Below are 22,940 nucleotides of genomic sequence, written 5' to 3'. Positions count from 1 at the left end.
AACAACAAGTTTAACCACAGTTAACGTGTTTTAGGATTTCTTTTAGAATTTTATTTTTAAAACTGTTAAATAGCAGTCTGAAATTGTTAAAATTTCACTTAAAAAATAGCTAACTTGCACTTTGAATTCCACTGAAATGCAAAATTCTTATACGGTAATTAATGCTTCGGCAGGTTCGGGGAAAACCTATGCTTTGGTGCAGAGGCTTTTAATGATCTGTCTTCGGTATCCTAATCAGCAGCAGTCGATCAGGAATATTCTGGCATTGACATTTACCAACAAGGCGGCCAATGAGATGAAGGAAAGAATTCTGACGTGGCTCGGAAATTTTTCCAACGATAATTTTGCAGAAAATCCGGATTTAAAAAATATTCAGAAGGCATTTGAGGAAGAAGGTCTGAAAATAACGATTGATGAACTGCATCACCGCGCCAAAAAAATGCTGGATTATGTGCTTCATAATTATTCTACTCTGAATATCGGAACGATTGACCGTTTTAATTCCCGTCTGGTAAGAAGTTTTTCTTATGAACTGGGACTCGCCAAAAATTTCAATCTGGAAATTGAAGCGGAACCTTTTCTGATTGAAGCGGTTGATAAAATGCTTGATCAGATTGGCGAAAACGAAGTGATCTCCAACTCTTTCATGGATTATGTGGATTACAGTCTGGAAAATAATGAAAGAATAAACCTGAACAAAAGTCTTTACGGTTCGGCAAAAGAGTTCGTGAAAGATATTCATTACGAGCACCTTAAAAACAATAAGGATTTCGACAGCACGAATTACGAGAACATCAAAGACACACTCCGAAAAGAAATTGCCCAGAATAAAAAACAGGCAATTGAACTGGCTACACGATCCATCGAATTATTCAGATCAAGGAATATTGAAATCGAAGATTTTGCACAGGGAAAAAACGGAATCGGAGGCTTTTTTACGAAAGTATTAGACTTTTATCATCAGAAAAGACCGGGATTTCCTTTTCCTACGACTGCGGAAGAATCTGTTGTGAATAACTACCGGAAAGGAGCTTCGGCAAAATCAAAAAACAAGGAAGCTGAAATTCTTGAAATTCTCGATCAGCTTCTTGATTACAGAATGCAGCTTATTCGGCTGTACATAGAAACCCAGAAAAAAGAGAAAATTTTATCCGCGCTTCTGCCTTTAAAGGTAAATAAAGACATTCAGGATGAGCTAAAAAAAATTGAGGAAGAAAACGACCTTGTTTTGCTTTCTAAATTTAATATTTTAATTAACGAAAACCTTCGGAATGAGCCTTCGGCTTTTATTTATGAAAAAGTAGGCTCTCAGTTTCAGCACTATTTTTTTGATGAATTTCAGGATACTTCAGAATTGCAGTGGCAAAATTTTATTCCTTTGAGAGATCATGCCATTTCATCAGAAAATACTTCTTTTACGTTGGTTGGAGACCCGAAACAGAGCATTTACCGATTTCGTGGAGGGGAAAGTAAACTGATGCTCGATATCATCAACAAAAAAGAATTTTCTCCAAAACAGGCAGATTTGCTGGTTTTAAAAGATAATTGGCGAAGCGCGAAGAATATTGTTCACTTTAATAATGAACTGTACAAATTTCATTCTGAATCTTTATCGGAAGAGCATAAAAATATTTTCGGAACTGATGCCGAACAAAATCCGAAATCGTCGATCGAAGGACGTGTAAAGGTAAATCTGATAGAAAATCTTACGAATGAGGATTTTTACAACGATACGTCTGAAAGCATGAGGAAAGATATTCAGGAGATTCTGGATAACGGCTTTAAATTTTCAGACATTACGATTCTATGCCGTGGAAATTTTGATATTTTCAGCTATTCTCAAAAACTGGGAAATCTGAAGATAAATTACAAAGGAGAGGAAACGAATATTAAAACGATTTCCGATAAAGGTCTTACCTTAGAATTATCCAACACGCTTAAAGCCGTTGTTGAATTCCTGCGATGGGAAAGCAATCCTAAGAATAAGCCGAATCTGATCATGATGATGTATTACCTGAACAAACTGGGAAGAATTCAGATGGCAGATTTTACCCTGGAAATGAAGGAAATTTTAGGAATTGAAACGCACGAAGAAATATTACACTTTATTCAGGAAAAATACGCTCTGAAGCTTAAGCAGGACAATTTCCCGAGATTCAATCTGTACAACTTTGTTGAGTATTATATTAATGAATTTTCTGTTGAAAATAAAGAGACCGATTTCCTGCTGAACTTTCTCGAGATGCTTTTCAATTTTACACAAAATGCAGGAGCGAGTACGAAAGAATTTCTGAAATATTGGGATGAGGAGGCTTCGGCATATACGATTCAGGCTTCGGAAAATATTGATGCGATCCAGATTATGACGATCCACAAAGCAAAAGGGTTGGAGTTCCCGATTGTTTTTATCCCAATGATTAATAAAAATCGTGATGCCGAGTTCACCAATTGGTTTGAAACGAGCAATGACAGTGCTTTAAAGTCGGTTAATATTAATCAGTTCAGTAAAAATCTTGAGGTGTACGATGAGGAAATTCAGTATTTCAACTTACAGAATTCTTACAAAAACTTTGTAGACAGGCTGTGTCTGCAATACGTTGCGACAACGCGACCTGTAGAGCAATTGTATTTTTATATTCAGAAAGCGAATAAAACGTCTAACAATCTTGAATTGCTGGAGTTTTTACAGTCTAAAAATCCGGAAAATCTGGATGAATTTGATCTGTATGAAGTGAATCCGGAGATGCTGAAAAAGCATTCAAGGGACAAAACCTCCCATTTTGAAACGAAGGATATTCAGAATTTAAAAAACATCAACGAAAAAAATACGTCAATTAAGATTGCCACTCCGTCAAAAAATTATCAGGTACGGGTTGAAAAAGTAAGAATCGGGCTTTTTGTCCATGAATTATTATCCCAAATCAATACGGCAAAAGACATCAGAAAAGTTCTGGAATGCTACGTTCTGGATGGTCAGATAACCATTGAGGAAAGCGCAGAAATTGAGAGAAATTTAGAAGAAATTATAAAAAATAACGCTGAATTTTTTGATGAAAAATGGCAGGTTATCAATGAAAAAGATATCATGATTTCCGAAAACGGTGAAAGCAGCGTGTATCGTCCGGACAGAATTTTAAAGAGTTCCGAAGGCTACGTTATTGTAGATTTTAAAACGGGTGAAGAATCTGAAAAAAATGACAGACAGATTGCCCACTATAAAAATATTCTGGAAAAGCTGGGTAGAAAGGTTTTGAAAACGCAGCTTATTTATTTGTAATCTCAAATATTGTATTAAGAAACGTCTACGGCGGCACCTTCGGTGCCGCCGTAGACATTTTACGATCTATTTTTCTTAAGTATAAATTAACACTTATTCTGTTTTTCATCACACTTAATCAATATCTGATGACAGTTAATTAATATAACTGGCAGTTTAAACCCAATTCATTTACCTTTAATAAAATCTATTTTAAAGCATTGACTATTAGTGCTTTAAAAATTAAATTCTTATTAATATCAAATACATGAATTATGCCAGAAATTCTATTCAAACCACCTTAGATTAAAAACCTGATCATTAAAAAAATTTTTAACCATTAAACAAAGTATTATGAAAATTAGAATATTTACATTCATCTTATCGCTCTTCATGATCCTGAGCATAAGCGCACAAACAGCTTCTAAGTATTTTTATTACTACAAAGGGAAAAAATATTTCCTTCAGTTAGACAAATCATCAATTGCCATTTCAACTACCAATACAGATGTTGTAAGAAATTTTAAAACAACCACCCCGATTGTTGAAAATTTTACCAAAAATTCTCTTTTGAATGACGGAAAAAAAGTGGTAAGCGACAAAAAAAGCTATTATGTAGAAATTGAATCCGACGCCAATATTTCAGACGAACAATACATTGCCAATATCGCTGAAAAAAACAAAAATCCCAATGTACTGGTTGCATCCCCTTGTTTTATAAGCGGTGAAAAACAAAAAATGGGAATGTCTAATAATTTCTATGTAAAACTGAAATCAAAAAATGACCTCAAACTTCTGAATGAATTAGCACAGAAAAACAATGTGGAAGTATTAGGCTATAACGAATATATGCCACTTTGGTTTACGATTTCATGTTCTAAAAATTCCACTCTTCCTACGGCAATAGAAATGTCCGCTTTATTTTACGAAACAGGATCTTTTGAAGCTTCGGAACCGGAATTTATGTATCACAATCTGGAAGCTACGGCAGATCCTTCTTATCCCAATCAGTGGTCACTGAAAAATACAGGACAGTTTGGGGCTTCTTATGCGGGAATTGATATAAAAGCTGAATCGGCATGGACTTTATCCACCGGAGCCAACGTGAAAACAGCAATCTTTGATCATGGTTTCGAAATGAATCATCCGGATCTTGCCGCGAATGTTTTCGGATCAGGATATGATGCGCAGACCAATACTTCACCTTCTGTGGTAAGAGGAAGTCATGGTACCGCCTGTGCAGGAATTGCCGGAGCCGTTCAAAACAACAATTTAGGAATCAGCGGCGTGGCTCCCAATACAAAATTAATTTCTATCAGTATCAATCTTACTTTTTCCGATACTCCTCAACAATTGGCTAATGGTTTCAACTGGGCTACAGCAAATGGCGTAGATGTAATCAGCAATTCATGGGGAGGATATGCACCTTCCACCATAATCGAAAACGGAATTACCAACGCTTTGGTGAACGGCAGAGGCGGAAAAGGGATGGTTGTGGTTTTTGCTGCAGGTAATGAAAACAATACCACTATCAGATATCCTGGAAGCTGGAATCCACAGATATTGGTGGTTGGAGCATTAAGTCCTTGTGGTGAAAGAAAAAATCCGGGCTCATGTGACGGAGAAGGATGGGGAAGCTGCTATGGAAGTCAGCTCGACATTATGGCTCCCGGTGTGAAAATGCCTACCACAGACAGACAGGGAAGCAATGGTTATAATGCTTCAGACTATACCCCTAATTTTAACGGAACATCTTCTGCATGTCCTGTTATTGCCGGTGTAGCTGCCTTAATCTTATCTGCAAACCCTTGTTTAACCGCTCAACAGGTAAGAGATATTATAGAACAGACTGCTCAAAAGGTAAGAACAGATCTTTACGCTTATGCCTCCACTTCAGGAAGACCAAACGGAACATGGAATAGCCAGATGGGATATGGATTGGTAAATGCTTATGCGGCAGTTCAAAGAGCTAAATCAACATTCAGTCTTGCTGCATTCGACAGTTCTGCGGATATCGGTCTGGAACCTAACCCTTCTGCAACAACATGGGCAAATATTTATCAGAGTCCTGATATCTGGAACAGACGTACCAACAGTTCTCTATTAAACTTTACTCATCAGGATCCGGGATATCTTGGACCAGGATTTAACGTGATGAGATTCAGAGTTCGAAATATAGGCTGTACAACTTCAGCCCCAAGTTTTGCAAGATTATACTGGACAATGGGATCTACCGGCGAAACATGGCCAAACTCATGGAACGGAATACAGTTAATTAACGGTTTTTCGGCAGGTGGAGAACTTACTACTCCGTATACAGGATTTAATGCTTCGAATACGTATGCAACAGGTCAGGGATTCAAAATTCCGGCTCTGGCTCCGGGACAAACTTACATTATTGATGCCAAATGGAATCCGATAGATCCTGCAATTTATGGAGGTCTTACCGATAATCAGGTTTGTTTCTTAGGAAGAATTGTATCTCCGGGAGATCCGATGTACAACGAAAATCCGGGTCCGAATGCTCCTATTCAGCCAAATGTTACCAATAACAATAACGTTGTAACCCGAAATACAAGACTGGTAAGCTTAAGCGGAACTTTCCCTAAAAAATCAGGATTCTTCTTCGGAAATTATTTTGATTTTGAAAAGAATTTTGATGTTAAATTCAATTTGGTAAAAGATTCTAACGTACCTTTCAAAAGCGTAGGAAATATTGTAGTAAAACTAAATGATATAGCCTGGGAAAGATGGGAAAACGGAGGAAAAGTAATGGAAGGAATGCAGGTGCTTAATTACAATGAACATGAATTTATCATTACAGATCTTCAGAACGCTTCCCTTAAAAATATCAGGCTGAAAGCAGGAGAATATTTCCCTGTTGCGCTTAGTTTCCAACAGGAAAACACAAGCATTACCTCACCGGAAAGCTATGATTTTGCCGCTACTCAAACCATTACAGGAAGTCCTGATGAGTTGTACGGAAGTGTTTGTCATTTCCTGATTACCATCAACCAGAAAGAACCTTCAGACGGAGAGCAGTTCTGCGACGACAAATGCAGACAGGCAAAAGCTCAGTCTGCCATTTTACAGGACGTGAAATTATCTCCAAATCCGGCTTCTTCCAATGCTACTTTAGAATTTAATCTGGCTGAAGATGCAAAAGTAAATATCGTATTGGCAGATTATAACGGAAAAACACTTAAAACGATTTCCGAATCCGAATCTTTAAGAAAAGGAATCAGCAGAAAAGTATTTTCTATTAACGATCTTCCGAATGGAGTTTACGTAGTAAGTATTCTCGCTAATTCTGAGAAAAAATCTATCCATCTGATAGTAAAACATTAAGAATTAAATATAATTATCAACAAAAAAGAGCAGAAATTTCTGCTCTTTTCGTTTTTTATGCTGTAAAATAAATATTAAGCTGTTGTATCCGGTGCAAAAACTCTTTGCGCCAATTCCTGATCAAAGAGATATAAAGCAGATGGATTATCGCTTACCATTTTAATTTTGGTAACCAACTGAGATGCGCTTGCTTCTTCTTCTACCTGTTCGTTGATGAACCACTGCAGGAAAGAAGTTGTTGCAAAATCACCTTCGTCATTTGCATTTTTCACGATATTAAAAATACTTTTGGTTACTTTTTTCTCGTGTTCCAAGGCTTTTTCAAAAATGTCGATTGCATTTGCAAATTCGTGGGGTGGCTTTGCGATTTCACCAATGATGATTTCTCCGCCTACATCATTTAAATAGTCGAACATCTTATCAGCATGCATTAATTCTTCTTTGCTCTGTACACGGAAATAATTGGCAATCCCGTCCAGATCTTTACCGGAAAACCATGCAGACATAGAAAGATAATATTGTGCAGCGTATTGTTCGTGGGCTATTTGTTCGTTAATTAATTTTGCAATTCTTTCGCTAACCATAATTCGTAAATTTTCAGTCAAAATTAGGGAATAAAACCCCGAAATCAAAAGTTTTAATAGAATTTAATGAAAAAGGACGGAATAAATCCCGTCCTCTTACACATTAAAAAATCAAAATTATAAACTACTTAATTTGCATCCGGAGCCGCCGTGTTCATTGGTTTGTGCATTCTTCCACCTTTCATTCCTCTTTCTTTCATTGCCACTTTTCTCTCTTCCATTTTTGCTTTTCTGTCCGCCTGCCATTTATCATATTGCTGAGGAGTAAGAATCTGTTTCATATCGGCATCCATCTGTGCTCTTTTTGCCTGTCTCTGATCTTTGTTTTTCTCAAAATCAGCTTTCATTTCAGCTTTTCTTTTTTCGTGAAGTGCTTTAATTTTATCTACCTGAGCCTGATTTAAATTTAAATCTTTCTGCATCTGCGCCATATGTTCCTGTTCTCTCTGCTGAAATTTTTCTTTCATTTCCGCTCTTTTAGCCTGTCTGTCCTGAGGTGTCGGAGTTGTCTGCTGTGCCATTGCAAAACTTCCCATTCCGATAAATGCTATTGCTAAAACTAACTTTTTCATTTTTTTAAATTTTTAATTAATTGTTATACATCTTTTTGATTATTAGTTAAAAAGAAAGTTAAAAGATAAACCTCATAAAAAATGTTAAATTTTAATATAAAATATTTAATGATAAATATAAAAAAAGAGCAGATCATAAATATCTGCCCTCACACCACTTAAATATAATATATGAAAATTAATTTTTTGCAAATCCGGTTCGAAAGCCGCCGTTTCCTCTGCTTTCTCCTCCCCCTCTGTTCTGTTGTTCTCTCGGAGCAGTGTTTTCATTTCTTCGGAATCCGCCGTTGTTTCTGAAACCTCCTCCATTGTTTTCTATTCTCGGAGCTTCTTCTCTTCTTACTTCTCCTCCTCTGAAGCCGCCACCTCTGGTTCCGCTGTTTTCCGTTCTGTCGTTTCTGAAACCTCCGCTGTTTCTTCTTCCCCCCGCTTCATTACCACTACGGAAACCTCCGTTATTTCTTACTCCGTTATCGTTTCTAAAAACCGGATTATTGTTTCTGTTTTCGGTCTGATTGCGGAAACCACCGTTATTACCGTCTCTTACACCGCCACGGAAACCGTTGTTCGGTCTGTCGCTTCCTCTTACAATATTAAAGGTCGGATTATCATATCTGCGGAATCTGGCTCTGTCTACTCTGTAAATATTGATATTTACATTTCTGTAGCGCGGCATTGGTCTGCAAATTCCTGCGTAATGCGTTCTTCGGTAGTTCTGAAAATAAACTACCGGACTGTATCCTCTGTAATAATTATTCTGGAATACCACGAAAACTCTCGGTCCCATAATTCTTTCCAAAGCATAGAATCTGTCATAATACCATCTGTCCGGATTGTATCTGTAGAAATTATTCCATGTGGAGAAACTTACATACAGATTATTCAGTCTTAAGATCTGGTCGATCTGCCAACGATTCAGCCTGTTTTGGGCAAAAAAGCCATTCCAGTTGATGCTTATAATGCTGTTCCTGTAATCATTGTAATTGGTCTGGTAATAATCCTGTGGATAATAATCCTGCGGATAATTGTAGTAATAATCGTCCGGGAAATAATTCTGATCGTCTTCATCACTGTAATATCCTCCGTCATTCTGATAATAGCCATCATCTTCCCAACCATTATTCGGATACTGCTGAGCAAACGATAAAGTCGCCATACCCAAAGCAAAACTGATTAATATTTTTTTCATTTCTATAGTCGTTAATTGGTTAATATAGTCGAATTTTCTCTTCTATCTTTTGGATATAAATAAAAAAAAGAAGTTAAATCTTCCGATCCAACTTCTTTTAATTTATTATTAACTAATTGAGAATCAAATGTTAAATTTATATTCTTCCACTATCTTTAATCCAATAAGCTATTTTTTGGTTAAAATCTTTCTGCTCTTTCAGGTCTTCCAGATTAAGATGCATCCTGTATCTCCAGTAATGTGGAAAAACTGCGGGATTGTTGATTCTTTCATTATCCATTTTAGGATTGCTAAGATTTTTATCCGTTGCTAAAAACTCCTGAATCGGGAAAATGGCCAACATTGAGTCATTATAAAGATGCTGTTTCATTATAATTTCGGCTAAATGAGGATCCAGTTCTTCCGGAGCTTTTCCATACTGTACCAACTGCTGATTGAAATACTTTTGTGTAAGCACCGGATCTTCTTTCCACCACTGTCTCAACGTTGAGCTGTCATGTGAGGAAGCCGTAACAACATTCAGATAGCCTGCATCTTTAGGATTGTAAAAAGGAATATTATCTGAAGGCATTCTCTGAACTTTTAAAGCAATAATTGCCAGTTCATCCATCACAACAGGAACACAGTCCGGAACAAGACCTAAATCTTCTCCACAGATCAGCATTTCTGTAGCATTAAGAATCATCGGAAGTTTCTCCATCGCTTTTTCATACCAAAGATGATCCTGTCTTTTAAAGAAATAGTCGTGATACAGATCGTAGATCGATTTTTTCTCCCAATCCGAAAGATATTTGTAAGATTCTGTGTTGTACACATTAAATCTCGGATGATAAACAACCTGTCCGTTTCGTTCCTCAATTAAAAATAAAACATTGGCACAAAGAGAAATCAACTGATCTTCAATGGAACCTTGTGGATTTTTCTTAAAAAAGTCGGCTAATTTACGCTGTGTATTGAATTCTTCTTTAAATGAATAGGTTCCGTTCTGATTATTATTGATAAATTCAAGCGCTTTTCCGCTGTTTTCGCCTAAATATTTCCAGAGAATCTGATCATTGATAAATGGCTTACAGTATCTGTCAAAATTAAAAGGAATATGTCTTGCACTGAATTCTTCCAGCGTAATAGGAACGGCAGGATAAAAATATCCTAAAATTCCCTGAGTTGCAGAAACCGGCATTCTCCAGATTCTGAAAAACCCTAAAATATGATCTATTCTCATCGCATCAAAATACTGTTCCAATGCTTTGAACCTGTTTTTCCACCACTTGTAATCATCAGCTTTCATGGCTTCCCAATTGTAGGTAGGGAATTCCCAGTTCTGCCCCAATTCGGTGAACTGATCCGGCGGTGCTCCTGCCTGAAAATCCATTCCGAAAAGTTCAGGTTCTGTCCATGCTTCCACAGAATGTCTGTAGATTCCGATCGGAAGATCCCCTTTTACGGAAATTCCGAGGTTATGCGTATAATCAATCGCATCCTTTAATTGTTTATGAAGCTGATACTGAACCCATGCATGAAGCATAGAAGCATCATAATCTTTACTTTTTGCTGAAAAAAATGCAGAAACCTTTCCTGCAATGTATTTTTTATGCGTTTTCCATTCGTTGAAATTCGGAGTCTTGTATTTGTCCCTCAGTACACAGAATGCTGCATAAGGAAGAAGCCAGCTCTCGTTGTCTTTGATGAATTTCCTGAAGTTTCTGTCCTTGTAAATCTTTTCTTTATCTTCATTGAAAACGGCTTTCAGATATTTCCATTTTCCGGAAATCATCTTTTCGTAATCGATTAATTCTAATGAATTTAGTTCTGACTTTTCAGCCTGATAATCTTCCATTAAATCTTTCGGTAACGCAAAATCAAGATTTTCAAGGGAAATATACTGCGGATGAAGCGCATATACAGAAACTGCCGCATAAGGATAAGAATCTGTCCATGAATAATTTGCCGTTGTATCGTTAATCGGCAGAATCTGGATAATTCCGAGATTGGTTTCTTTTGCCCAATCTGCCAGTTTTTTCATATCGGAAAATTCGCCGACACCGAAGCCGTCTTCCGTTCTCAGAGAGAAGACAGGAACCGCAACTCCTGCATCGTGATACATCTGATACAGTTTGAATTTGAAATAATGATCCGAAACAATCTGTAAAACGTCCTTCGACTGATTGGGCAGAGCAAATCTGTTTTCGCTATTTCCACATCGATTACTTTACCTTTCGGCATCGTAAAGACAGTATTTATATTGAATAAATTCGTTTTCAGGAATTTCCAGAGAAGTTTCCCAAATTCCAAAATCGGTCTGAGACAGATGGATCGCCTTTTCGTAGTCCCAATTTCCTAATGAAGCCGTACTTCCGAATACAACAATCTTCCAGTCCGGATTATAAATCGGAGCTTCTATTCTGAATAAATGCGTATGCTTCTTCAGCACAGAAACTTTTTCCGGCTTGAATGTATTCAGCTTGTTATAGAGAATTTTATTATTGAGATAGTTTTCAGGAAAATTTTTATTATTCCATTCATCAAAAACCACAAATTCCTTGTAATTGTGCGGAAAAGTAAGATGATGCGGAACAAACTCCTCGCGAAGAATATTTCCTCTTTCATCGATAAGCTGATAGTGATATGATATGGTTTTGGAAAAGTAATCCACCTCACACTTCCACAATCCGTTTTCTCCGTAAAACATAGCATGAGTCTGATGTACAGAGCCTTCATCTTTGATCATCAATTGCAGATTCTCTCCGACTTTCGCACTGTAACCTACATTAAAGTATAGCTTCATTTATATTTTTTTATAAAAATACATTATAATCCTGAAAAATAAAACTTATTGAATATCAAATATTCATTAAAAAAAACCTTTTCAAAATGTCTGAAAAGGTTTCTAAGCTTTATACAAAGTTAAAGATTATTCTGTAACTAAAATTTTCTTGTTTAATAATACTTTTCCGGATTCGTCGGTAATGTTTACCAGATAAGCTCCGCTGATCAGATTTTTAAGATAAACCTGTTGATTTAAAGAACCGTCTTTTACAGATAAATTCTGCTTCATTACATTTTTTCCTGACAGATCAAAAACATTCAGTGTAATGTTTCCTTTTACGGCTTTGTCATTAACATTCACGTTGATCAGCTTTTCATCCACTCTTGTCGGATAAATATCCAGATTGGCATAAGCATTATTATTAGAAATGGCTTTATCATTCGCAAAATATTTACTTGCCAAATCATAAATATGCAGATTCTGTTCTCCTCCAAGCGGTTTTGCCTGTAAAGTAGTTAGATCCACTTCATAAAGAGGAGCACCTTTTGCACTTGCAATCACTACTTTTCCTTTTGAATTTACGGCAGATCCGTTTACCGAATAATTTTCAGGAATTCCCGCGATTTTACCCATGAATTTTGCTTTCATTTCTTTAGGTGAAACTTTGAAAACATTTCCCGAAGCCGAAAAAACATAGAAATTATTTTCTGCATCGGCAATCATATCCCCTCCGAAACCTGTTTCAATGGTGGTAAAAGAATTTTTTCCGTTGGAAGCGTCATCTTTAATGATCCCCAAATCGTTAACCACATATTGATTTCCTTTTCTGCTGATCTGCAAAAATTGCGTCCCGGAATTGTTGATCGCGTAAATATTTCCGTCGTAACCTGTTGTCATTCTCGTTACATGAGAATTGATGTCACATGAAGTAACTCTTGCCACACTGTTTTCCACCAGAGTAATTTCTTTCGTTTTTGCATTTAAAACGTAAATATTGGAAGAAAACATTGGCATATAGATCAGATTATTATTGTAAGAATCATAAGCCAGCGTTGCCATATTTACAGCCTGCGCGTTATTGTAGGTATTTTTATCCTCGTTTACAGCACCGTTTCTGCTCTGTGAGAAAACTCTTGCAGAAGAATCTGCATTAAAAATCTGTTCTCCGGAAGTTCCGCTTGTTCCGTCGATGGCACGGAAATCATTGAAAACAATACTCTGAGTATCTTTTCCGACCAAAGCAAAAAAATCCTGCTGTGCCGAAGCGTTTGCGCCCATCAACAACAGAAATAAAGGGAATAAATGTTTTTTCATAGTCTATCCATTTAAATTTTTAATCATTTTATTATGACTAAGTTACGTAATTTTTGGATTGGATATAAAAAAAATTAAGATTGAGATTTAGCTCTAAGAATTAGTTTTTAACGCGAAGTCGCAAGTTTTTTTAAATGTCTGAGCATATTTTTCGTTCGCGAAGGCGTTTGACTTCGTCGAATCTTCGATTTCACTCAGCGATGTTATTCACTAATTTATCATGTTGAAAGCATCTCTGCGATTATATTTGATAGATTTCTCCTTCGTCGAAATGACAGTATTATGTATAAAAAAACTCCCGCAAATTTTGCGGATTTAGCAGATAAATTTGTTAAAAATCTGCGCAATCTGTAAAATCTGCGGGAGATATATTAAAAGCCGTAAAGCTTTATTCTAATTCAAAACATAAGAAGTTCCGTCTCTTCCGTCTTTCAGTTCGATACCTTCAGCAAGAAGCTTATCGCGGATCTGATCGGAAAGTTCGAAATTTTTTGATTTTCTTGCCTGATTTCTCAACTCGATTAAAACTTTCAGGGTCTGATCCAGTTTTTCATTATTATTTTCTTCAATCGTCTGAAGTCCCAAAACATCAAAAACCAAAGCATTTAAAGTAGATTTCAGTTCCTCTAAATCTTTCGTTGAGATTGTTTCTTTCCCATCATTTAAAGCAAAGATATATTTTACCGCTTCAAATAAATGTGCAATTAAAACCGGAGAATTGAAATCGTCCGTTAATGCATCATAGGCTTTATTTTTCCACTCTTCAAGACTGAAACCGGATTGTTTTTCATCATTCGGAGTGATGCTGTCCAGTACTTTAATGGCTTCCATCAATCTCGTGTATCCTTTTTCACTCGCAATCATGGCATCATTTGAAATGTCTAAAACACTTCTGTAATGCGCCTGCAAAAAGCAGAAACGAACGATGGAAGGATGGAAAGGTTTTTCGAAGAAATCGTTTTCTCCTGTCACCAACTGCATCGGCAAAATATAATTTCCGGTGGATTTGCTCATACGCTGAGAATTCATCGTCAACATATTGGCGTGCATCCAGTAATTTACCGGAGAAGCATCATTGCACGCTTTTCCCTGTGCGATTTCACATTCATGGTGCGGAAATTTCAGATCCATTCCGCCTCCGTGAATATCGAAAGTTTCTCCTAAATATTTTGTACTCATTGCAGTACATTCCAGATGCCATCCCGGAAAACCTTCTCCCCATGGCGAATTCCATCTCATGATGTGTGCCGGAGAAGCTTTTTTCCACAATGCGAAATCCTGCGGATTTTTCTTTTCACCCTGTCCGTCGAGATCACGGGTATTGGCAAAAAGTTCTTCGATATTTCTTTTTGAAAGTTCACCATAGTTTAAGCCTCTTCTGTTGTATTCCAACACATCGAAATACACAGAACCGTTGCTTTCATACGCGAACCCTCTTTCAATTAATTTTTGAGTCAGCTCAATCTGTTCCACGATATGACCTGTTGCAGTCGGTTCAATATTCGGAGGAAGCAAATTGAACATATCCAACACTTTATGAAAATCGACTGTGTATTTCTGTACAATTTCCATAGGTTCCAGCTTTTCAAGGCGTGTTTGTTTCACGAATCTGTCGTTGTTCACGTCGCCGTCGTCGGTAAGGTGACCTGCATCGGTAATGTTTCTTACGTAACGAACTTTATAGCCCAAATGCATTAAACTTCTGTAGATGAAGTCGAATGAAAGGAAGGTTCTTACATTTCCCAAGTGTACATTGCTGTAAACGGTCGGTCCGCAGACGTACATTCCTACATTTCCTTCTAAAATCGGCTTGAATATTTCTTTTTCTCCCGCAAGCGAGTTGTATATTTTTAGTTGCATGTTTTCTTATGAATGATAATTGATGATTAATTAATGATTTTTTTAATTTAATTCAGGATAAGTCTTTCACAACAAATAATTGTTGTAATAAAAATTTTATCTGAAACTTTTTTAAATTTTATCATTATTAAATAGCTTTTAAATGATGTTGTAAATGACTAATATAATCATTAATGATGAATTCCAAGGTAAAAATCTGAGGTTCTGTCTTCGTCATGTTACAGGTTCTCTGTAAATCTTCGTCCTTTATATTCTCAACCACATTTACAATCTGAAGGTTCAGAAATTTCCAAAGACTAATGATATCCGATGTTGGAATATTCTGATAATTCTGGGCTTTTACCCAAAAATCCTGATCATAGACAATATTCTCATTTTCTTTATATTGAGTGACTACAAATCTTCTGATATTTGATAATGCACTATCACAAAGATGCCCTAAAATTTCTTTTTTCGACCATTTTTCAGGTGAAATTTTATATGCCCAATCTTCTTCATTAATTTCTTTGAATTTAAGAAGCTCTTCTTCAACAATATTTTTAAGAATCTGATAGTCCATTCATTTAATTACTTTAATCCAATTTCGCATGGCTTCCTACATAATGAAGAAACTCCTGTCTTGTAATAGGATTGGTTCTGAAAATTCCGCTTAATTCTGCGGTAATGGTAGAACTTGCGGTATCTTTTATTCCTCTGCAATTAACGCAGAGGTGTTTTGCATCGATGATACAGGCAACATCTTTTGTTCCTAAAGCTTCTTTCAGGGCGTTCACAATCTGCATTGTCAGTCTTTCCTGAACCTGCGGTCTTTTTGCGTAATAATCTACAATCCTGTTGATTTTTGAAAGACCGATTACTTCACCATTCGAAATGTAAGCAACGTGTGCTCTTCCGATAATCGGCAGGAAGTGATGTTCACAGAACGAATAAACGGTGATATCTTTTTCCACCAACATTTGGCGGTATTTGTATTTATTTGAGAATGTGGAAATTCCCGGTTTGTTTTCTGGAAGGAGTCCACCGAAAATTTCATTTACGTACATTTTAGCAACACGTTTAGGAGAGTCTTTTAAAGAATCGTCGGTCATGTCCAAACCTAGCGTTTCCATGATCTCCCCAAAAAGTTCGGTAATTTTTTCTATCTTTTCTTCCGGTGATTTATCAAAAGCATCTTCCCTAATAGGCGTATGTTCTTTTCCTGTGAAAATATCATCGTCGTTATCCGTAAAATCAACCATTTTTATTTAATTTGCACAAAAATACGGATAAAATCTGTTCGTCATATTTAATTTGGGCGAAAAACATTATCTTTTACCCCCACTATCATTTTACACCATGATTACTGCTGAAGAAGTACAAAACCAATCTCAGAGAAAGGAATTTTTAGAATTTCCGGCAAGGCTTTATCAAAAAGACAAAAACTATATAAGACCCCGAAATATTGATATCGAAGATATTTTTAACCCTCAAAAAAACAGATTTTTTAAAAACGGCGAATGTGCAAGATTTTTGTTTAAAAATAAAGAAAATAAAACCGTAGGCAAAGTTGCCGTTTTTATCAACGAAAGTTATCAGCAAAAACAGCCAACTGGCGGAATCGGATTTTTCGACTGTGTAAACGATCAGGAAACTGCAAATTTTATTTTTGATTATTGCAAAAGCTGGCTTCAGGAAAGGGGAATGGAAGCAATGGACGGACCGATTAATTTCGGGGAGCGCGACAAATTTTGGGGATTGGTAACTGAAGGTTTTATCGAACCTTTATATGGAATGAATTACAATTTCCCTTATTACAAAGAGCTTTTTGAGAACTACGGATTTAAAATTTATTTTGAGCAGCTTTGTTTTTCAAGACCTATTTTTGCCGAAGTTTCGAGACTTTTTACGGTTATGCACGCCAAACACAGTAAGAATCCCGATCTTTCTGCAATGCCCATGACAAAAAATAATCTGGAAAAATTTGCCAGAGATTTTACGGAAATTTATAATAAAGCGTGGGCTGCACACGGCGAAGGAAAATGTATGCAGGAATCTAAAGTGCTGAAAATGTTTAAAACGATGAAACCCATCATTAATGAACATATTTCATGGTTTGTTTACGAAAATGAAAAACCGATCGCGATGTGGATGAATCTTCCGGATACGAATCAGTGGTTTAAATATCTGAACGGGAAATTCGGGATCTGGGAAAAGCTGAAGTTTCTCTGGATTAAACAGTTTAAAAAGAACGAAAAAATGGTGGGTCTGGTTTTCGGCGTTGTTCCTGAATGGCAAAGGAAAGGTGTTGAAGGCTACATGATCTGGGAAGGAACGCAACATTTAAGGAAACATACAGATTTTAAAATCACTGAAATGCAGTGGATCGGGGATTTTAACCCTAAGATGATTAAAATTGCGGAAAATCTTGATACTACGGTCACCCGAAAATTAGCGACGTACCGTTATCTTTTTGACAGGAATAAGGAGTTTGAGAGGCATCCTGTTTTGTGATTCAATAGATTTCGGCGGCTTCGCCGCCGAAATCTATTGAAAAGAGCTCTGCAAAAATGCAGAACTCCAATCAAAAATTCACTTTTCAGTTTATTAGCATAGTTTATTAGAATAGTGCTCCCGCTACTTTTTTAATATTATCACTTTTCCCCATGGAATAGAAATGCAGAACCGGAACTCCGAATTCCAGCAATTCTCTGCATTGTGCGATTGCCCATTCGATTCCGATTTGTTTTACGGCTTCATTATTTTTGGCATTCTCCACTTCGTTTATTAAATCTTCCGGAAGGTCTATTTTAAAAATCTGAGGTAAAATCTTTAAATGCTTTTTCGTGGCAATTGGTTTAATTCCCGGGATAATAGGAACCGTGATTCCCATTTCTCTGGCTTTCTGAACGAATTCAATGAATTTTTTATTATCGAAAAACATTTGGGTTACGATATAATCTGCTCCTGCATCCACTTTTTGCTTCAGCCATTTCAGATCATAATTCATGGATGGCGCTTCCATGTGCTTTTCGGGATAACCTGCAACACCGATGCAGAATTTATTATGCTCATCACAAATTTCATCCTGATTATGGAGATATTTTCCTCTTCCCAGATCGTTAATCTGGTGAACCAGTTCCATTGCACTTCCGTGACCACCCTGAGTCGGCTCAAAATACTGATGTCCTTTCATCGCATCGCCTCTGAGAGCCATCACGTTATCGATTCCGAGATACATACAGTCTACCAGAAGATATTCTGTTTCTTCTTTGGTAAAACCTCCACAAAGCAAATGCGGAACGGTATCTACATTGTATTTATGCTGAATCGAAGCACAGATTCCCAACGTTCCGGGACGCATTCGGGTAATTCTACGTTCCATTAATCCGTTTCCTTTGTCGATATAAATATATTCTTCTCTGGAAGTAGTAACGTCGATGAATGGCGGTTTAAATTCCATTAAAGGATCAATATTTTTATAAAGATCTTCAATCCCGATTCCTTTTTGGGGCGGAACGACTTCAAGAGAGAATAACGTTTTTCCGTTTGCGTTTTTTATATGGTCTGTGATTTTCATTAACCTTGATTAGTTTTGTTTTTTATAAAATCTATAATATAGTTTATGATACTTGTTGTTAGTTCATTATAAATAATATCAGGAGTATCATCGTAGGTATATGTCTTATCGTGTATTAAATCTGCTTTTTCATATGTGATAAAACCAAAAACTTCGCTGACTTGTTCAGCTACATATTTTATAGTTTTTCTCTTAATTATAATTTTAAGATTAAGTAGAAAATCAAATTCTTTGTGAATATGATCAATAAATTGAATTGGAAGCTTTATTTCTAATATGTTATTAACAAAAAAACTTTCATTTCTATACCTTTTTACGAATGATTCGTAATTAGAAAGTAAGAATTTTGAAGGTGGATAAATTAGATATGATTCTTGAAAAAGTTCGCCTATTTTATTTAACTTAGGTAATAAAAACAAAAGATAATTAATTACATAATATTCAATTAGTTCTTTTTTGTTTTTCTCAAAATCTAAAACTGGACCTGTGTTTATCTTTGATTCTTTCACAAAAAGTTCTAACTCTTTATCCAAATCATCCGGCTCATTAATATTTTCACCATTAATAGCTTTCTGCATAATATCTAAACTGTAACCAATATTTTCTGCAAATAATTTTATTAAATCTTCATAAATCCCATTATCAGCAATATTCAACGCCGCATAATATTGAACTTTATCTCTGTTTTTTATCACAATTACCGGATAGTTATGCTTCAATAAAATAAAATTACTTAAGATTCGTGCTAATCTTCCGTTTCCGTCATCAAACGGATGAATTGAAGTAAACTTATGATGAAAAATCGCCGACATTACTACCGGATGAAGATTTTCTTCTTCCGCATTTCTGTACCATTCCAAGAGATTATTCATTTCAAAAGGTACTTCCTCCGGATTGGTGTAATAATGAATATCACCTGAAACCGTTTTTACATGATTTGGAGAATTTTTATATTGCCCTATTTTTATTTCTTTTTCAAATTCAATTCCTTGCGGCGAAATCGTTTTCGAAAAATAAGGCTCAACCAAAATTATTTTATGCAAATCTTTAATATCGCTTTCAGAGAGTGGACGATTTTCTTTAATCAATTGAAGCATAAATCCAATCGCCTCATTATGTCCTTTAATATCCAAATGATCTTTGAAGGGTTTTCCTTTTGCTGTCAATCCGAAGTTTAGAAAAGCGACAGTTTCCCCATAGCTCAATTGGTTTCCTTCAATAGCATTAGAATTGTAATTCCAATCTAATTTTAACTTCTGAAAGATTTTATTTTCCAATTCTTTAGAAAATGGTCGATGAGCATCAATTGACTTTTTTTGGTCATCAATTGATTGTATTTCTTCTAAATTTTCTAATATTTTGATATTTTTCATGATGCTATTTTATTTACAAAAATAGATTTTAATCTGCTAAGTTTGGCGACAACCATTTTCTCGCTTCCTGCAAAGCAATTCCTTTTCTTACCGAATAATCTTTCAGCTGATCTTCCGCAATTTTTCCCAATCCGAAATATTTGGCGTGTGGACTTCCGAAATAGTATCCGGAAACCGAAGCAGTCGGGAACATCGCTAAACTTTCAGTAAGATAAACACCGATATTTTCTTCCACTTTCAGTAGATCCCAGATTGCGTGTTTTTCTAAGTGATCCGGACATGCAGGATAACCCGGAGCGGGACGAATTCCTTTATACTTTTCTGCAATCAATTCTTCGTTGGTTAAATTTTCCTGATTGGCGTACCCCCAATATTCTGTTCTTACTTTTTTATGTAAAAATTCAGCGTAGGCTTCTGCAAAACGGTCGGCAAGAGCTTTTACCATGATCGCGTTGTAGTCGTCATTCGCTTTTTCGTATTCATGCGCCAGTTCATCCGTTCCGAAACCGGTTGTTACACAGAAAGCTCCCATATAATCGGTTTTTCCTGAACTTTCAGGGGCAATAAAATCGCTTAACGCCAGATAATCTTTCCCTTTTGAACGTTGAGCCTGCTGTCTCAGGGTGATGAACTTCGTTTTCTGATCGTTGTTTTCATCAAAAATTAAAATATCATCCGTTTCGTTGGAATTGGCTTTGAAAATTCCGAAAATAGCTTTTGCCGTTAATAACTTTTCATCCAAAACTCTTTTTAAGATCACCTGTGCATCTTTGAACAATTCTTTTGCCTGAGCTCCTACAACCTCATCTTCTAAAATTTGTGGATATTTGCCATGAAGATCCCAGCTTCTGAAAAACGGCGACCAGTCGATGAAAGGCAATAATTCTCTCAGATCCTGATTTTCAACAACGGTAATTCCTAACTGATTGGGTGTAAAAATTTCTTCGTTTTCCCAGTCGATTTTAAACTTATTCTGTCTGGCTTCTTCAATAGAAACGTAGTCTTTTTCTACTTGTCTGTTCAGGAACTTTTCACGGAATTCGGAATATTCGCTTTTCAGATCATCAACATATTCTTTATTTCGGTCGCCCAATAATGAACTTACCACGTTTACCGCTCTGGAAGCGTCATTTACGTGAACTACAGCATTTTTATATTTTAAATCAATTTTTACGGCTGTATGTGCTTTTGAAGTTGTTGCACCACCAATCAGTAAAGGGAAATTTAAATTCTGTCTTTCCAGTTCCTGTGCGATGTATACCATTTCATCCAGACTTGGTGTAATTAACCCACTAAGTCCGATCACATCGACTTTTTCTTCAATCGCGGTCTGAATAATTTTTTCAGCAGGAACCATTACGCCAAGATCCACAATTTCGTAATTGTTACAACCCAAAACAACGCTCACAATATTTTTACCGATATCATGAACATCTCCTTTTACCGTTGCCATCAGAATTTTTCCGTTGGCTGGTTTTGTTCCGTCTTTTTCTGCTTCAATGAATGGCTGTAAGTAAGCTACCGCTTTTTTCATCACTCTTGCTGATTTTACAACCTGCGGTAAGAACATTTTTCCGCTTCCGAATAAATCTCCGACAACGCCCATTCCGGTCATTAAATTAATTTCAATGACGTGAAGCGGTTTTTCTGCCTGCAATCTTGCTTCTTCCACATCTTCTTCAATAAAACGGTCGATTCCTTTTACTAAAGAATGGGTAATCCTTTCCTGTAAAGGTTTTGTACGCCACTCAAGTTCTTCAACTTTCTCTTTTTTAACAGATTTATTTTTTTCAGAATAGTCAAGAAGGCGTTCTGTTGCATCCTCTCTTTTATCAAGAATGACATCTTCAACAAGCTCCAGAAGTTCTTTATTAATTTCATCATATACTTCCAGCATCGCAGGATTTACGATTCCCATATTCATTCCTGCCTGAATGGCATGATACAGGAAAACCGAGTGCATCGCTTCTCTCACCGTATCATTTCCACGGAACGAGAACGAAACATTGGAAACTCCTCCGCTCACGGATGCATACGGAAGATTTTGGCGAACCCATCTTGTTGCTTCAATAAAATCGATAGCATTTCTGCGGTGTTCATCCATTCCCGTTGCCACAGGAAAAATATTTAAGTCGAAAATAATATCTTCGGCAGGGAAATTTAAACGGTTCACTAAAATATCATAGGAACGTTTTGAAATTTCGATTCTGCGTTCGTAGGTATCGGCTTGTCCCACCTCATCAAAAGCCATGACAATAACAGCGGCTCCGTATCTTTTGATAGCTTTTGCCTGTTTGATGAATTCTTCTTCACCTCCTTTTAAGCTGATGGAATTGACCACACATTTTCCCTGTGCAACCTGCAATCCTGCTTCCAGAATTTCCCATTTTGAAGAGTCGATCATGAGAGGAATTCTTGCGATGTCCGGTTCTGAGGCAATCAGGTTTAAAAATTTAATCATGGAAGCCTTTCCGTCGATCAGTCCATCGTCAAAATTAACGTCGAGAATCTGTGCACCGCCTTCAACCTGATGACGTGCAATATCGAGCGCTTCCCCGAATTTTTCTTCTTTTATTAATCTTAAAAATTTCTTTGAACCGGCAACGTTGGTTCTTTCCCCAACGTTGATAAAGTTACTTTCCGGTGTAATAATCAAAGGCTCAAGCCCCGATAATCTTAAATATTTAGTTGTCGGTTGTCGGTTTTCTGTTGTCAGATTTATACTGTTATTTTCCATCTTTCAGTTTTTTATAATAGCTAATAAATCCGTTAATTAATTTTTTACAAACTAAGATTTGATTTGAAATTTGAATAAATTCAAGCTCGGTAATATAATGTTGGTCTAATGATATGTAAATTTGTGTTTCTAATTCAAATAAAGAGCCTTTCGCAATATGCAAAAATTGTATTGTATCATTAGCTGTTCTTCTCCCACAACCTTCAGCAATATTAGATGGTATTGAAACCGAACATCTTCTAATTTGATTTGTTAATCCAAAAAGCTCTTCTTTGGGATATTTTTTGGTTTTTTCATAGACTAAATTTGTCAATTTTCGAGATTCAATCCATACTTCCAAACTTGTATATTCCATATTTTTTTTCATATTTAAACTGACAACCA

Annotated in this window: 16 protein-coding genes; 3 read left to right on the top strand and 13 right to left on the bottom strand. The window is 36.3% G+C overall.

The annotated features are described in order from the left end of the window. Positions 1-136 precede the first annotated feature (136 nt). The gene (locus PFY09_RS15580; protein ID WP_271160295.1) at positions 137-3,277 is read left to right on the top strand and encodes a UvrD-helicase domain-containing protein; all 3,141 of its coding nucleotides are present in this window, start codon (positions 137-139) and stop codon (positions 3,275-3,277) included. 333 nt (positions 3,278-3,610) lie between these two features. Further along, positions 3,611-6,604: a S8 family serine peptidase gene (locus tag PFY09_RS15575; RefSeq protein ID WP_271160294.1), complete on the top strand. Its 2,994-nt coding sequence runs from the start codon at positions 3,611-3,613 to the stop codon at positions 6,602-6,604. A 74-nt stretch (positions 6,605-6,678) separates the two neighbouring features. Here the strand turns inward: PFY09_RS15575 and PFY09_RS15570 are convergent, their stop codons facing one another. The 9 genes from PFY09_RS15570 to folE form a co-directional block, all read right to left on the bottom strand. Beyond that, positions 6,679-7,188: a ferritin gene (locus tag PFY09_RS15570; RefSeq protein ID WP_256038185.1), complete on the bottom strand. Its 510-nt coding sequence runs from the start codon at positions 7,186-7,188 to the stop codon at positions 6,679-6,681. Positions 7,189-7,316: 128 nt separating this feature from the next. Beyond that, positions 7,317-7,760: a hypothetical protein gene (locus PFY09_RS15565; RefSeq protein WP_271160293.1), complete on the bottom strand. Its 444-nt coding sequence runs from the start codon at positions 7,758-7,760 to the stop codon at positions 7,317-7,319. Positions 7,761-7,938: 178 nt separating this feature from the next. Next, positions 7,939-8,949 carry a hypothetical protein gene (locus tag PFY09_RS15560; RefSeq protein WP_271160292.1) on the bottom strand — a complete coding sequence of 337 codons (1,011 nt, stop codon included), beginning with the start codon at positions 8,947-8,949 and terminating at the stop codon, positions 7,939-7,941. Positions 8,950-9,085: 136 nt separating this feature from the next. Then, the gene (locus PFY09_RS15555) at positions 9,086-11,053 is read right to left on the bottom strand and encodes a 4-alpha-glucanotransferase (RefSeq protein WP_271160291.1); all 1,968 of its coding nucleotides are present in this window, start codon (positions 11,051-11,053) and stop codon (positions 9,086-9,088) included. Between the two features lie 105 nt (positions 11,054-11,158). After that, positions 11,159-11,734, bottom strand: a complete 576-nt coding sequence (locus PFY09_RS15550) for a carbohydrate-binding module family 20 domain-containing protein (protein ID WP_271160290.1) — start codon at positions 11,732-11,734, stop codon at positions 11,159-11,161. Between the two features lie 126 nt (positions 11,735-11,860). Continuing rightward, positions 11,861-13,030, bottom strand: coding sequence for a T9SS type A sorting domain-containing protein (locus PFY09_RS15545; RefSeq protein WP_271160289.1), 1,170 nt, complete (start codon positions 13,028-13,030; stop codon positions 11,861-11,863). Between the two features lie 393 nt (positions 13,031-13,423). Further along, the gene (gene cysS, locus PFY09_RS15540; protein WP_185208684.1) at positions 13,424-14,890 is read right to left on the bottom strand and encodes a cysteine--tRNA ligase; all 1,467 of its coding nucleotides are present in this window, start codon (positions 14,888-14,890) and stop codon (positions 13,424-13,426) included. 127 nt (positions 14,891-15,017) lie between these two features. After that, positions 15,018-15,449 (bottom strand): DinB family protein, encoded by a 432-nt coding sequence (locus tag PFY09_RS15535; RefSeq protein ID WP_271160288.1) that lies wholly within the window; start codon positions 15,447-15,449, stop codon positions 15,018-15,020. A 13-nt stretch (positions 15,450-15,462) separates the two neighbouring features. Continuing rightward, complete coding sequence (gene folE / locus PFY09_RS15530; RefSeq protein ID WP_076395046.1) at positions 15,463-16,128, bottom strand: GTP cyclohydrolase I FolE; 666 nt, start codon at positions 16,126-16,128, stop codon at positions 15,463-15,465. Positions 16,129-16,225: 97 nt separating this feature from the next. On the opposite strand from folE, the gene PFY09_RS15525 reads away from it, so the two are divergent. Continuing rightward, entirely contained in the window at positions 16,226-17,380 is a 1,155-nt protein-coding gene (locus PFY09_RS15525; RefSeq protein WP_271160287.1) for a hypothetical protein, read from the top strand. A gap of 106 nt (positions 17,381-17,486) precedes the next feature. Here the strand turns inward: PFY09_RS15525 and metF are convergent, their stop codons facing one another. Genes metF through PFY09_RS15505 form a run of 4 tightly spaced genes read right to left on the bottom strand, consistent with a single transcriptional unit; the run spans position 17,487 to position 22,923 of the window. Then, a complete protein-coding gene (metF, locus tag PFY09_RS15520) occupies positions 17,487-18,446 on the bottom strand; it encodes a methylenetetrahydrofolate reductase [NAD(P)H] (protein ID WP_059137971.1) in 960 nt (319 codons plus the stop codon). Continuing rightward, positions 18,446-19,819 carry a Fic family protein gene (locus PFY09_RS15515; RefSeq protein ID WP_271160286.1) on the bottom strand — a complete coding sequence of 458 codons (1,374 nt, stop codon included), beginning with the start codon at positions 19,817-19,819 and terminating at the stop codon, positions 18,446-18,448. The genes metF and PFY09_RS15515 overlap by 1 nt, the downstream gene beginning before the upstream one ends. Before the next feature lie 28 nt (positions 19,820-19,847). After that, the gene (gene metH / locus PFY09_RS15510) at positions 19,848-22,556 is read right to left on the bottom strand and encodes a methionine synthase (protein ID WP_271160285.1); all 2,709 of its coding nucleotides are present in this window, start codon (positions 22,554-22,556) and stop codon (positions 19,848-19,850) included. Then, on the bottom strand, positions 22,546-22,923 hold the full coding sequence (locus PFY09_RS15505; RefSeq protein ID WP_271160284.1) for a four helix bundle protein: 378 nt from the start codon (positions 22,921-22,923) through the stop codon (positions 22,546-22,548). The genes metH and PFY09_RS15505 overlap by 11 nt, the downstream gene beginning before the upstream one ends. Positions 22,924-22,940: the final 17 nt, after the last annotated feature.

Origin of the sequence: Chryseobacterium gambrini (assembly GCF_027920505.1) — a bacterium.
Classification (GTDB): Bacteria; Bacteroidota; Bacteroidia; order Flavobacteriales; family Weeksellaceae; genus Chryseobacterium; species Chryseobacterium gambrini.
This window is presented reverse-complemented; position numbering and strand designations above follow the sequence as displayed.